Here is a 12,581-nt window from a genome sequence, read left to right as displayed (position 1 = left end):
GGACTCCATCCTACGGGGCCACGGGCCCCCGGCTGCCCTCAGTAGCTGGGGAGGCTGCGCGGGCCGATGTCGGTCCGGGCGGGCGGTGGGGCGAGGCGGACGGTCGCGCCGAGCACGGACAGGCCGCGCGGGGCGACGACCACCGGCTCGAGACCGACGGTGATGATCTCCGGGTGGTCGTCGACCAGTCGCGACACGCGCAGCAGGAGCTCTTCGAGGGCGGCCGTGTCGACCGGCGCCGAGCCGCGCCAGCCGAAGAGGAGCGGGGCCGTGCGCAGGGAACGGATCTGTTCGGCGACGTCCCGGTCGGTGGCGGGGACGAGCCGGTGGGCGGTGTCGCCGAGCAGCTCCGACGCGGCGCCGGCGAGGCCGAAGGAGAGGACGGCGCCGACGGCTGGGTCGATCGCCGCGCGGACGACGGTGTCGACGCCGCGCGGGACCATCGCCTGGACGACGGGCTGGAGCTCCTCGGGCTTGCCGAGGGTCTCGGTCAGCTCGCTGTAGGCGGTGCGCAGTTGTTCCTCGGAGGCGAGGTCGAGGCGTACGCCGCCGAGGTCGGGGCGGTGGCGCAGGTGCGGGGCGGTGGTCTTCAGGGCCACCGGGAAGCCGAGTCGGGCGGCGGCCGCGACGGCGGTGTCGGGGGTGGGCGCGGGAAGGGTGGGGAGCACCTGGATGCCGTACCGGCCCAGCAGCTCGTGGGCGGCCTCCGCGGTCAGGGTGACTCCACGCTCGGGCGGTTCGTCCCCGAGGGCGCGTGCGATCTGCGCGGCGGCCCCCGCCTCGTCGATGCCGTCGTACTCGGGCACCCGTCCCGGTTCGGCGATCTGGCGGCGCCACTGTCCGTACTTGACGGCTTCGGCGAGCGCGCGGACGGCGCGCTCGGCGGCAGGATAGGCGGGGATGCGGGCGCTGCGCGGCACCTCGTCTCCCCCGTCGGCCGGCGCCGCGGGGGCGGGCGGCGCGGCGGAGTCGGCGGAGGAGTCGGCGGAGGGCGGCGCCGTGGGGGCGGGAGAGGTGGAAGGTCCGGGAGGGGTGGAAGGTGCGGGAGGGCGCGGTGGGGCGGAGGGGGCGCCCGGGGCGGTGCTCGCCGCCGCTGCCAGGGCCTCCGCCAGTTCACCCATCTCGACGTGGACCACGACGACCGGCTTCGCCGGGGAGGTCGCCGCCGCCGCTCGGAGGGCCTCGGCGAGGACTTCGCCGTCGCCCGACTCGGTGACGCCGTTCTCGCCGACCCAGGGGATCGCGGTCACCACGACCGCGTCGCACGCGCTGTCGGCCAGCGCCTCGGCGAGGGCGGCACGGAAGTCGTCGGGGGTGGCCGCCGTCGTCAGGTCGCGCGGGTGGAGCGGGCGCAGCCCCTCGGTCAGACAGGCGTCATAGGTGAGCAGGCCCAGCGATTCGGAATTGCCGAGGATGGCGACCCTGGGGCCCGCGGGGAGCGGCTGGCCCGCGAGGAGGAGACCGGCGTCGACGAGTTCGGTGACCGTGTCGACGCGGATGACCCCCGCCTGGCGCAGCAGGGCGGAGACGGTGGTGTGCGGGATCCGGGTGATCGGCACGGCGTGCCCGGGGGGCGCACTGCCGCTGTGCCGTGCGCCCTTGACCACCACGACGGGCTTCACGGCGGCTGTGCGCCGTGCGAGCCGGGTGAACTTGCGCGGGTTGCCGATCGATTCGAGGTAGAGGAGGACCACATCGGTCTCGGGGTCGTCGTACCAGTGCTGGAGCAGGTCGTTCCCGGAGACGTCCGCGCGGTTGCCGGCCGAGATGAAGGAGGAGAGGCCCGCGCCGCGCCGGTGCAGCCCGGCCAGCAGGGCGATGCCGATGGCACCGGACTGCGTGAACAGGCCGATGCGCCCGGCCGCCGGTGACTGCGGGGCCAGCGAGGCGTTCATCCGTACGTCCGGCGCGGTGTTGATGATCCCGAAGGCGTTGGGACCGATGATCCGCATTCCGTAGGAGCGGGCCTGGCGCACCAGTTCCCGCTGCCGCTCCCGGCCCTCGGCGCCGCTCTCCGCGTATCCGGCCGACAGGACGACCAGGCCGCGCACCCCGTGTTCGCCGCAGTCGGCGGCGGCACTCGGGACGCGCGTGGCGGGGACGGCGACGATCGCCAGGTCGACCGGCTCACCGATGTCGGCGACGATGTCGCCGACCGAGCGGTAGGCCGGCACGCCGTCGATCTCGCTGCGGCCCTCGGGGAAGGCCGTGTTCACGGCGTAGGTACGCCCGGTGTAGCCGGCTTCGAGGAGGTTGCGCAGGACCGTGCGGCCGACCCCGCCGGGCGCCCGGCCGGTGCCGATGACGGCGATGGAGCCGGGGGCGAGAAGGCGCTGTACGGACCGTGCCTCGGCGCGCTGCTCGCGGGCGCGCTGCACGGCGAGCGACCGGTCGGTGGGCTCCAGGTCGAGCTGGAGGCGTACGGCTCCGTCCTCGAAGCTCCGCTTCTGGGTGTACCCGGCGTCCGTGAACACCTTGATCATCTTCGAGTTGGCAGGCAGCACCTCCGCTGCGAACCGCCGGATGTCGCGCTCCCGCGCCACGGCCGCGATGTGTTCGAGGAGCGCGGAGGCGACCCCCCTGCCCTGGTGCGCGTCCTGGACGAGGAAGGCGACCTCGGCCTCGTCGGAGACAGGAGGCGCGGGCGCGGAGGGCCCCCCGCCGGGGGTGGCGGCGGGCGACGGGCGCGAGCTCGCGGGCAGCCCCCGTTCGTCGATCCGGTCGTAGCGGACGGTCGCGATGAACTCACCGCCGACGGTGGCCGCCAGGCCCACCCGGTCGACGAAGTCGTGGTGGGTGAAGCGGTGGACGTCCTTGGCGGAGAGCCGGGGGTAGGGCGCGAAGAAGCGGTAGTACTTCGACTCCGGCGAGACCTGCTCGTAGAAGCTGACGAGCCGCTCGGCGTCGTCCGCCGTGATCGGCCGGATGCGGGCGGTGCCACCGTCGCGCAGCACGACATCGGCTTCCCAGTGATCGGGATAGGCGTGTTCCGGCTGATCCGACGGGGTCTGCATGGGGCCAAGCGTACGGTGGAGGCACCGGTCGTGGAGGGTGTCGGAACCAGGCGATCCGAGAAGGGCGCGCCGTCGTCCCACGAGGCCGGCGCTCGGCACGAGCACCCCGCAGCACATGAGAGACTGGTCTAGACAACCGCTGAGACTGGCTAAGACCCGAAGGGCAACACCATGGCAGAGCGTCGCGTCAACGTCGGCTGGGCCGAGGGCCTGCACGCCCGCCCCGCGTCCATCTTCGTCCGTGCCGCCACGGCCTCCGGCGTCCCCGTGACGATCGCCAAGGCCGACGGCAACCCGGTCAACGCCGCGTCCATGCTGGCGGTGCTCGGTCTTGGCGCCCAGGGTGGCGAGGAGATCCTGCTCGCGTCGGAGGCCGAGGGCGCCGAGGTGGCCCTGGACCGTCTGGCGAAGCTGGTCGCCGAGGGTCTCGACGAGCTCCCCGAGACCGTCTGAACCATCGGGGCGCAGGCGCGCTCGGCGGCATTTCGAATTGCGGCGGAGCCGCACTGACCGGGAATTCTCCCGGCAGTGCGGCTCTTCTGCTTTTCGCCGCCTCTATTCCCCGTCGGCGGGCAGCAGAATTAACGCCCCTCATTTCCTCGTTCTTTGTATACGGCGCGTTTGTTAATTCCGGGCGCTCGCGGTGTTTACTGCGTGTTGCGAGGTTCTCACAGGGCCGCGCAACCGGTGCATGGGAACCGAACGCTCGGCGTGCAGCGCGGTCAGCGCCCTGGCCCGCTCCGCGTCGCCGCGCGCCACGGCGTCGACGATCGCGCCGTGCTCGGCCCAGGCCTCGACCGGCTCCGCCGGGAGTTCGACCGCGTACATCCAGGCGATCTTGTGCCGCAGCTGGGTGAGCAGTGCGGTGAGTCCGGGGCTGCCGGACGCCTGGGCCAGCGTCTCGTGGAACCAGCCGCCCAGCGAGCGCAGATCCTCGCCCTGGCCGCGCCTGGCCCGCTCCTGACCCAGCCTGACCAGGCCGCGCAGCACCTTGAGATGGGCCTCGGTGCGACGCTGGGCGGCGCGCGCGGCCCCCATCGGCTCCAGCAGCGTACGGATCTCCAGAAGGTCGGCGGCCTCCCGGTCGCTCGGCTCGGCGACACAGGCGCCGGCGTGGCGGCGCGTGACGACGAAGCCCTCGGACTCCAGGGTGCGCAGGGCCTCGCGGACCGGGACGCGCGAGACTCCGTAGCGGCGCGCGAGCTGTTCCTCGGTCAGCCGGCTGCCGCGTTCGAAGACACCCGCGACGATGTCGTCGCGGATCGCCGTGCATACCGAATGCGCGGGAATGCGCATGTTCAACCTCCGCCTTAATCCGCGCGAAACCCATCCGACCGATGCCGGTTCGTGAACTGCCTGTTAGTGAACTGTATTGCAGCGGGACGGGATTTCCGATGGCTGCCGGTAATCCATGGATATCTTTTGGCCAGAACACCCGGCGGCGTGCTCCCGGTACGCCGAAGGCCCCGGCTCGCGAGGAGCCGGGGCCTTCGGGACGCGCGGGGCGCGAGAAGCGGATGGGTCGGGGTCAGACGTTGACGCCCTTGGAGCGCAGGTAGGCGATCGGGTCGATGTCGGAGCCGTACTCCGGGCTCGTCCGGGCCTCGAAGTGCAGGTGCGGGCCGGTGGAGTTGCCCGTCGAGCCGGAGAGGCCGATCTGCTGGCCCGGCGTGACGGACTGGCCGACCGAGACACCGATCGACGAGAGGTGGCCGTACTGCGTGTACGTGCCGTCCTTCATCCGGATCACGATGTTGTTGCCGTACGCGCCGCCCCAGCCGGCCTCCACGACGGTGCCGGAACCGACGGCCACGACCTTGGTGCCGGAGGCGGCCCGGAAGTCGACGCCGGAGTGGCTGCCCGAGGACCAGAGCGAGCCGCCGGTCTTGTAGCCGGTGGTGACGAACGAGCCGGCGATCGGGAGACGGTAGGAGTTGAGGAGCTTGCGCTCGGCCTCACGGGCGGCGCGCTCCTTGGCCTCGCGGATCTCCTTGGCGCGGGCCTCGGCCTTGCGCTTGGCCTCGGCACGGGCCTTCGCCTCCGCCTTCGCCCTGGCGATGGCCTCCACGGCCTCCCGCTCCTGGGCGGCGGCCTGCGCGTTGATGCGGTCGGCGAGCGAGTCGACGACCACGGCCTGGGTGAGGCCGGTGTCCACGGGGAGGGGCTCCGTGTCGGCGGCGAGCGCCGGGGAGGCGAGGGATCCGATGACGCCGGTGGTGGCGAGCGCCGCGACTCCGGCGACGTGCGCGCTTCGGCGGGTCAGGCGGCTCGGGGCACGGTGCTTCCCGGTGGCACGGGTGAACGCCATGTAGTGGCTGATCCTTTCCTTCCTTCTCGCCTACCGGGTTAGCTGACGGGTTCGGAGCAGGAAGGTCTCCTACGGGCCCCTCCGCACGCGAGGCGCGAAGGCGTCCGATTCACCCCAGGGACTGATTGGGTCCCCGGCTCCCCAGGCTCGCGCCTGACGGGGACTCGGCGATGGCTGCCCGATGCCGCGGGTGCGGCGGGTGCAACTGGCGGACAGCGCCCATGACGCTAAGCGGATCGTCTTTCAATCACCAAACAGACACGCTGTTTTGTAGTGCACGCCACAGGCCATACACCCAGCTTCCCTCCCAATCCAGACAAAAGGGAAGACCCCGACGTAACGTGACGTCGGGGTCCTCGATCCTCGGGACGCGCTCAATCAGCCGGTGACGACGGTCACTTCGCCGATGCCGAGCGCCCTGACGGGCTCCTCGATCTCCGCGGCGTCACCCACGAGCACCGTCACCAGACGGTCCACCGGGAAGGCGTTGACGACGGCCGCCGTCGCCTCGACCGTGCCGGTCTCCGCGAGGCGCGCGTACAGCTGCGCCTGGAAGTCGTCGGGGAGGTGCTGCTCGACCTGGTCGGCGAGCGTGGCGGCGACGGACGCCGCCGTCTCGTACTTGAGCGGGGCCACACCCACCAGGTTCTGCACCGCCACGTCGCGCTCGGCGTCGGTGAGCCCCTCGGCGGCGAGCTTGCGCAGGACCTTCCACAGATCGTCCAGCGCCGGGCCGGTGTTGGGGGTGTCGACCGAGCCGCTGATCGCGAGCATCGCGGCGCCCGTGGCCCCTCCCGGCGACGTGGGGGCGGACGAGCGCAGCACCTGCCCGAAGGCCCGCACGCCGTAGGTGTAGCCCTTCTCCTCGCGCAGGACACGGTCCAGACGGGACGTCAGGGTCCCGCCGAGGCAGTACGTACCGAGCACCTGGGCCGGCCACACACGGTCGTGCCGGTCGGGTCCGATGCGGCCGATCAGCAGCTGCGTCTGCACGGCGCCGGGACGGTCCACGATGACGACACGGCCGGTGTCGTCGGCGGTGATCGGCGGCACCGGGCGGGGCTCGGCGGTGTTCCCGGTCCAGTCGCCGATGGAGTCGGCGAGCACCGCGTCCAGGTCGACGTCCGTGAGATCGCCGACGATCACCGCGGTGGCCGTGGCGGGCCGGACATGGGCTTCGTAGAAGGCCCGCACGGCGGCCGAGTCGATGCCGGCGACGGTCTCCTCGGTGCCCTGGCGCGGACGCGACATGCGCGAGGAGGCCGGGAACAGCTCCTTGGAGAGCTGCTTGGCCGCGCGGCGACCCGGGTTGGCCGTCTCGTGCGGGATCTCGTCGAGGCGGTTGCGTACGAGACGCTCGATCTCGGTGTCGACGAAGGCGGGCGCGCGCAGCGCCTCGGCGAGCAGGCCGAGCGCCTTCGGCAGCCGGGAGACCGGGACTTCGAGCGAGACCCGGACACCCGGGTGGTCGGCATGCGCGTCCAGCGTGGCGCCGCAGCGCTCCAGCTCCGCCGCGAACTCCTCCGCGGTGTGCTTGTCGGTGCCCTCCGACAGGGCGCGCGCCATGATCGTCGCGACGCCGTCGAGGCCCTCCGGCTCGGCGTCCAGCGGGGCGTCGAGGAAGATCTCGACGGCCACGACCTGCTGGCCGGGGCGGTGGCAGCGCAGCACCGTCAGACCGTTGTCGAGACGGCCGCGGTCCGGAGCCGGGAAGGCCCACGGCGTCGCGGTGCCCGGCTGCGGCTGCGGGTGGAAGTCCATGCTGGTCAAAGACACGGCAGCGTCGCTCACTGGTCCGCTCCCTCTTCCTCGTCGCTCTGCTCGGCGGTCTCGGCGCCGGCCTCTGCATCTGCCTGGACGGGCTCGTAGACCAGCACCGCCCTGTTGTCGGGGCGCAGCCGGGCCTTGGCGACCGCCTGCACCTCCTCCGCGGTGATGTCGAGCACCCGGTGGACGGCGCTCAGGGCCAGCTGCGGGTCACCGAACAGGACCGCGAAGCGGCACAGTTCGTCCGCGCGGCCCGCGACCGTGCCGAGCCGGTCCAGCCACTCGCGCTCCAACTGGGCCTGCGCGCGCTCCATCTCCTCGGGCGTGGGGCCCTCGGCGGCGAAGCGGGCGAGCTCCTCGTCGACCGCCGACTCGATGTGCGGCACCTCGACGCCGCCGGACGTCTTCACGTCCAGCCAGCCCAGCGAGGGCGCGCCGGCCAGGCGCAGGAGCCCGAAGCCGGCCGCGACGGCGGTCCGGTCGCGCCGCACCAGCCGGTTGTGCAGCCGGGACGACTCGCCGCCGCCGAGCACGGTCAGGGCAAGGTCCGCGGCGTCGCACTCGCGCGTGCCGTCGTGGGGCAGCCGGTAGGCGGCCATCAGCGCGCGCGCCGGCACCTCCTCCTCGACGACCTCGCGCAGCTGCTCACCGATGATCTCGGGCAGCGTGCCGTCGCGCGGCGGCTGCTTGCCGTCGTGCGAGGGGATGGAGCCGAAGTACTTCTCGATCCAGGCGAGCGTCCGCTCGGGGTCGATGTCACCGACGACCGACAGCACCGCGTTGTTCGGCGCGTAGTACGTCCGGAAGAAGTTCCGCGCGTCCTCCAGCGTCGCCGCGTCCAGGTCGGCCATCGAGCCGATCGGGGTGTGGTGGTACGGGTGCCCCTCCGGGTAGGCGAGGGCGGTCAGCTTCTCGAAGGCGGTGCCGTAGGGCACGTTGTCGTACCGCTGGCGGCGCTCGTTCTTGACCACGTCGCGCTGGTTCTCCATGGACTCGTCGTCCAGGGCGGCCAGCAGCGAGCCCATCCGGTCGGCCTCCAGCCAGAGCGCCAGCTCCAGCTGGTGGGCCGGCATGGTCTCGAAGTAGTTGGTGCGCTCGAAGCTGGTGGTGCCGTTGAGCGAGCCGCCGGCGCCCTGCACCAGCTCGAAGTGACCGTTGCCCTGCACCTGCTTCGAGCCCTGGAACATCAGGTGCTCGAAGAGGTGGGCGAGGCCCGTCCGCCCCGCCACCTCGTGGCGCGAGCCGACGTCGTACCAGAGGCACACCGCGGCGACCGGGGTCAGGTGGTCCTCGGAGAGCACCACGCGCAGGCCGTTGGCCAGGCGGTGCTCGGTCGCTGTCAGGCCGCCGGAGCCGGCCTGGGCTGTGGCCGTGTGACCCATGGGCATGTACGTCCCTTCGATCGCTATATGGAAAAGTCCTGCCACTGTATGCAAGCGCACTGACGCCTGGCGAAGTTCCCGGCCCGGGGTACCGTCCCTCTTCCGGGTCGCGGTCGGGGCTGTCAGTGGGACGGTCCACAATGGTCCGCGTCAGATCAACCATGTTGGTAAGGAGCCGCAGCCGCGATGGCCCGCCGCAGCACGAAGACCGCGCCGCCCGACGACTTCGAGGAGAAGATCCTCGACATCGACGTCGTCGACGAAATGCAGGGCTCCTTCCTCGAGTACGCGTACTCGGTGATCTACTCCCGGGCCCTGCCGGACGCACGCGACGGCATGAAGCCGGTGCACCGCCGCATCGTCTACCAGATGAACGAGATGGGGCTGCGGCCGGAGCGCGGCTATGTGAAGTGCGCCCGGGTCGTCGGCGAGGTCATGGGCAAGCTGCACCCGCACGGCGACGCGTCGATCTACGACGCGCTGGTGCGCATGGCACAGCCGTTCTCGATGCGCCTGCCGCTCGTCGACGGCCACGGCAACTTCGGTTCGCTCGGCAACGACGACCCGCCGGCCGCCATGCGGTACACCGAGTGCCGGATGGCCGACGCCACGTCGCTGATGACGGAGTCGATCGACGAGGACACGGTCGACTTCCAGCCGAACTACGACGGGCAGGAGCGCGAGCCGGTCACCCTCCCGGCGGCCTACCCGAACCTGCTGGTCAACGGCGCGTCCGGGATCGCGGTCGGCATGGCGACCAATATGCCTCCGCACAACCTGGGCGAAGTGATCGCCGCCGCCCGGCATCTGATCAAGCACCCCGGCGCCGATCTCGAGACGCTGATGCGCTTCGTGCCGGGCCCCGACCTTCCGACCGGCGGCCGGATCGTCGGCCTGAGCGGGATCAAGGACGCGTACGAGAACGGCCGCGGCTCGTTCAAGATCCGTGCCACCGTGACCGTGGAGAACGTCACGGCGCGCCGCAAGGGCCTGGTCGTCACCGAACTGCCCTTCACGGTCGGCCCGGAGAAGGTGATCGCCAAGATCAAGGACCTGGTCTCGGCGAAGAAGCTGCAGGGCATCGCGGACGTCAAGGACCTCACCGACCGCTCCCACGGCCTGCGTCTGGTGATCGAGGTCAAGAACGGCTTCGTGCCGGAGGCCGTTCTGGAGCAGCTCTACAAGCTGACGCCGATGGAGGAGTCCTTCGGTATCAACAACGTGGCGCTGGTCGACGGCCAGCCGCTGACGCTGGGCCTCAAGGAGCTCCTGGAGGTCTATCTCGACCACCGCTTCGAGGTCGTGCGGCGGCGCAGCGAGTTCCGCCGCGGCAAGAAGCGCGACCGGCTGCACCTGGTCGACGGTCTGCTGGTCGCCCTCCTCGACATCGACGAGGTCATCCGGCTGATCCGCTCCAGTGACAACTCGGCGCAGGCCAGGGAGCGGCTGATGGGCCGGTTCTCGCTGAGCGAGACGCAGACCGTCTACATCCTGGACACGCCGCTTCGCCGGCTCACCAAGTTCGACCGGATCGAGCTGGAGAGCGAGCGGGACCGGCTGAACGGCGAGATCGACGAGCTGACCGGGATCCTGGAGTCCGACACCGAGCTGCGCAAGCTGGTCTCGACCGAACTCGCCGCGGTGGCGAAGAAGTTCGGCACCGACCGGCGCACGGTCCTGCTCGAGTCGGCGGGTTCGCCGGTCGCGGCCGTCGCGCTGGAGGTCGCGGACGACCCGTGCCGGGTGCTGCTCTCCTCGACGGGTCTGCTGGCGCGCACGGCCACGGCCGACGTCCCGGCCGACGACGAGGCCAGGCGCACCAAGCACGATGTGATCGTTTCGGCGGTGCCGGCCACCCAGCGCGGCGACGTCGGTGCGGTCACCTCCTCCGGGCGGCTGCTGCGCCTCTCGGTGATCGATCTGCCGCAGCTCCCGGACACCGCCTCCGCCCCGAACCTGTCGGGCGGGGCCCCGCTGTCGGAGTTCCTCACGCTCGAGCAGGACGAGACGGTCGTCTGTCTGACCACGCTCGACGAGTCCTCGCCCGGTCTGGCGATCGGCACGCTCCAGGGCGTGGTGAAGCGGGTGGTGCCCGACTATCCGGCGAACAAGGACGAGCTGGAGGTCATCTCCCTCAGGGAGGGTGACCGGATCGTCGGCGCGATGGAGCTGCGTACGGGCGAGGAGGACCTGGTCTTCATCACCTCCGACGCCCAGCTGCTGCGGTTCCAGGCCTCCCAGGTGCGGCCGCAGGGCCGGCCGGCTGGCGGTATGGCGGGGATCAAGCTCGCCGCGGACGCCGAGGTGATCTCGTTCACGGCGGTGGACCCGGCCGCGGACGCGGTGGTGTTCACCGTCGCGGGCTCGACCGGGACGCTGGACGACGGGGTGACGACGGCGAAGCTCACACCGTTCGACCAGTACCCCCGCAAGGGCCGGGCCACGGGTGGCGTGCGCTGTCAGCGCTTCCTGAAGGGTGAGGACGTCCTGGTGCTGGCGTGGGCGGGACCGGCCCCGGCCAGGGCGGCGCAGCAGAACGGCGCTCCGGCGCAGCTGCCGGAGACCGACCCGCGCCGGGACGGCTCGGGGACGCCGCTGACCAGCCCGGTGGCGGTGCTGGCGGGCCCGGCCTCGTAGCTACGCCCGCGCTTCTTCGCCCTCCGGCTCGTCCCGGAGCTCCGGTACATATCGCAGGACGCCCCACATGCTGTGCTCGTCGGGTGCGTCCTGCGGTCCGTTCACCCGGCAGCCGGCCACTGCCTCGCGCAGGCCGTCGGCGTCGATACCGGAACCGATGAGGACGAGCCGGGTGAGCCGCTCGTCGCCGCCGGGCCAGGGCTCGGGGTAGAAGCGCAGAAACCGGCCGACCGCGTGCACCGCGTACCGGTTGGCCGGATCGGCCGCGCCGAAGTCGACGAAGCCCTTGATCCGGTAGAGCCCTTCCGGACGGGAGTCGAGGAACTCCATCAGGCGCCGGGGGTGCAGGGGGACGTCGGAGGCCAAAGAGAGCGTCTCGTAAGCGGCGTGCGGATGGTCGTGGTGGCCGTCCTCCTCGGCCAGGAGCTCGTCCAAGGAGAGCTGGCCCTCGATCTCGCCGTCGGGCACCACCCGGTCGAAGAGCACCTCGGGGTCGATCCGTCCGTACGCGGCGCTGAGCACCGCCGCGCGGTCGGCGAGTGCCGTCACGTCGGCGTGGATCCGCGTGTGCTCCGCCTCGTCGACCCGGTCGCTCTTGTTGAGTACGACGAGGTCGGCGATGGCCAGGTGCCGGTCGGTCTCCGGGTGCCGTTTCCTGGTCGCGTCGAACTCGACGGCGTCGACGACCTGGACGAGCCCGCCGTACACGATCCGGTCGTTCTCGCTGGCGAGGATCATGCGGACCAGTTCCTGCGGTTCGGCGAGACCGCTCGCCTCGATCACGATCACGTCGAGGCGGGCGGCGGGCCGGGTGAGGATCTCCAGGTACTCGTCCAGCTCACTGGTGTCGACGGCGCAGCACAGACAGCCGTTGCCGAGCGAGACGGTCGAGCCGACCTGTCCGGCGACGGTCATGGCATCGATCCCGATGGCGCCGAAGTCGTTGACCATCACCCCGATCCGGGTGCCGCGGGCGCTGCGCAGCAGATGGTTGAGCAGCGTTGTCTTGCCGGACCCCAGAAAACCCGCGAGGACGACGACGGGGATCTGCTGCGTGCTCAAGGAGGCGCCCTTCTCGGTCTGCGGCTTTTCCTGGCGCCCTTCTGAAGGGCGCCCTTCAGAATAGGCGGGCCCGTCGCGCGCGCGGCCAGGCCGCCGTGTCGGGCGCGAGCGACCCGTCCGGGCTCAGCGGTCCGCTGGCCGGCAGCACCTCGGTATGCACGGGGAGGGCCTGGGGCTCCTCACCGAGGTTGGCCGCGGTCGCCGGAGCTCCGACCGGTGCGTGCTCGGCGAGGGTCTCCAGGGGCCTCGCGCCCTCGCCATATCGCCGCCCGGCCGCTTTCGCCATGGCTTTCAGGAAAATGAAAATGGACCGCAATCCGCGCGAGTCATGTGCGTGGGGCCCACGCGTCCGGGAGGAGGGAGGCACCTCGGGGCGCGTTGCCGCCGGAGGTTTCATAAAGGACGCCCGGC

At 71.6% G+C, this 12,581-nt stretch carries 9 protein-coding genes and 1 riboswitch; of the genes, 2 read left to right on the top strand and 7 right to left on the bottom strand.

Going from position 1 to position 12,581, the window contains the following annotated elements:
- Window positions 1–38 precede the first annotated feature (38 nt).
- On the bottom strand, window positions 39–3,014 hold the full coding sequence (locus tag ACZ5VC_RS17400; RefSeq protein ID WP_469120900.1) for a bifunctional acetate--CoA ligase family protein/GNAT family N-acetyltransferase: 2,976 nt from the start codon (window positions 3,012–3,014) through the stop codon (window positions 39–41).
- Between the two features lie 171 nt (window positions 3,015–3,185).
- Between ACZ5VC_RS17400 and ACZ5VC_RS17395 the strand changes: the two genes are divergently transcribed.
- Window positions 3,186–3,467 (top strand): HPr family phosphocarrier protein, encoded by a 282-nt coding sequence (locus ACZ5VC_RS17395; protein ID WP_469120899.1) that lies wholly within the window; start codon window positions 3,186–3,188, stop codon window positions 3,465–3,467.
- A gap of 171 nt (window positions 3,468–3,638) precedes the next feature.
- Here ACZ5VC_RS17395 and ACZ5VC_RS17390 read toward each other — a convergent pair whose 3' ends face one another.
- The 4 genes from ACZ5VC_RS17390 to ACZ5VC_RS17375 form a co-directional block, all read right to left on the bottom strand.
- On the bottom strand, window positions 3,639–4,310 hold the full coding sequence (locus tag ACZ5VC_RS17390; RefSeq protein ID WP_469120898.1) for a GntR family transcriptional regulator: 672 nt from the start codon (window positions 4,308–4,310) through the stop codon (window positions 3,639–3,641).
- Between the two features lie 232 nt (window positions 4,311–4,542).
- Window positions 4,543–5,322: a M23 family metallopeptidase gene (locus tag ACZ5VC_RS17385; RefSeq protein WP_469120897.1), complete on the bottom strand. Its 780-nt coding sequence runs from the start codon at window positions 5,320–5,322 to the stop codon at window positions 4,543–4,545.
- A gap of 13 nt (window positions 5,323–5,335) precedes the next feature.
- Window positions 5,336–5,502: riboswitch (cyclic di-AMP (ydaO/yuaA leader) on the bottom strand.
- Window positions 5,503–5,700: 198 nt separating this feature from the next.
- Window positions 5,701–7,083 carry a M16 family metallopeptidase gene (locus tag ACZ5VC_RS17380; protein ID WP_469121314.1) on the bottom strand — a complete coding sequence of 461 codons (1,383 nt, stop codon included), beginning with the start codon at window positions 7,081–7,083 and terminating at the stop codon, window positions 5,701–5,703.
- A gap of 26 nt (window positions 7,084–7,109) precedes the next feature.
- Window positions 7,110–8,477, bottom strand: coding sequence for a M16 family metallopeptidase (locus tag ACZ5VC_RS17375; RefSeq protein WP_469120896.1), 1,368 nt, complete (start codon window positions 8,475–8,477; stop codon window positions 7,110–7,112).
- 180 nt (window positions 8,478–8,657) lie between these two features.
- On the opposite strand from ACZ5VC_RS17375, the gene ACZ5VC_RS17370 reads away from it, so the two are divergent.
- Window positions 8,658–11,108 carry a DNA gyrase/topoisomerase IV subunit A gene (locus ACZ5VC_RS17370; protein WP_469120895.1) on the top strand — a complete coding sequence of 817 codons (2,451 nt, stop codon included), beginning with the start codon at window positions 8,658–8,660 and terminating at the stop codon, window positions 11,106–11,108.
- Here the strand turns inward: ACZ5VC_RS17370 and ACZ5VC_RS17365 are convergent, their stop codons facing one another.
- Both ACZ5VC_RS17365 and ACZ5VC_RS17360 read right to left on the bottom strand, forming a co-directional pair.
- Entirely contained in the window at window positions 11,109–12,170 is a 1,062-nt protein-coding gene (locus ACZ5VC_RS17365; RefSeq protein WP_469120894.1) for a CobW family GTP-binding protein, read from the bottom strand. It abuts the gene before it with no gap.
- Between the two features lie 55 nt (window positions 12,171–12,225).
- Window positions 12,226–12,456, bottom strand: a complete 231-nt coding sequence (locus ACZ5VC_RS17360; protein WP_469120893.1) for a hypothetical protein — start codon at window positions 12,454–12,456, stop codon at window positions 12,226–12,228.
- Window positions 12,457–12,581 lie beyond the last annotated feature (125 nt).

It is taken from the genome of Streptomyces sp. NPDC033174 (genome assembly GCF_055577795.1).
Note: the sequence above shows the minus strand (reverse complement) of the source record. Positions and strands in the feature narration are given on the sequence as shown.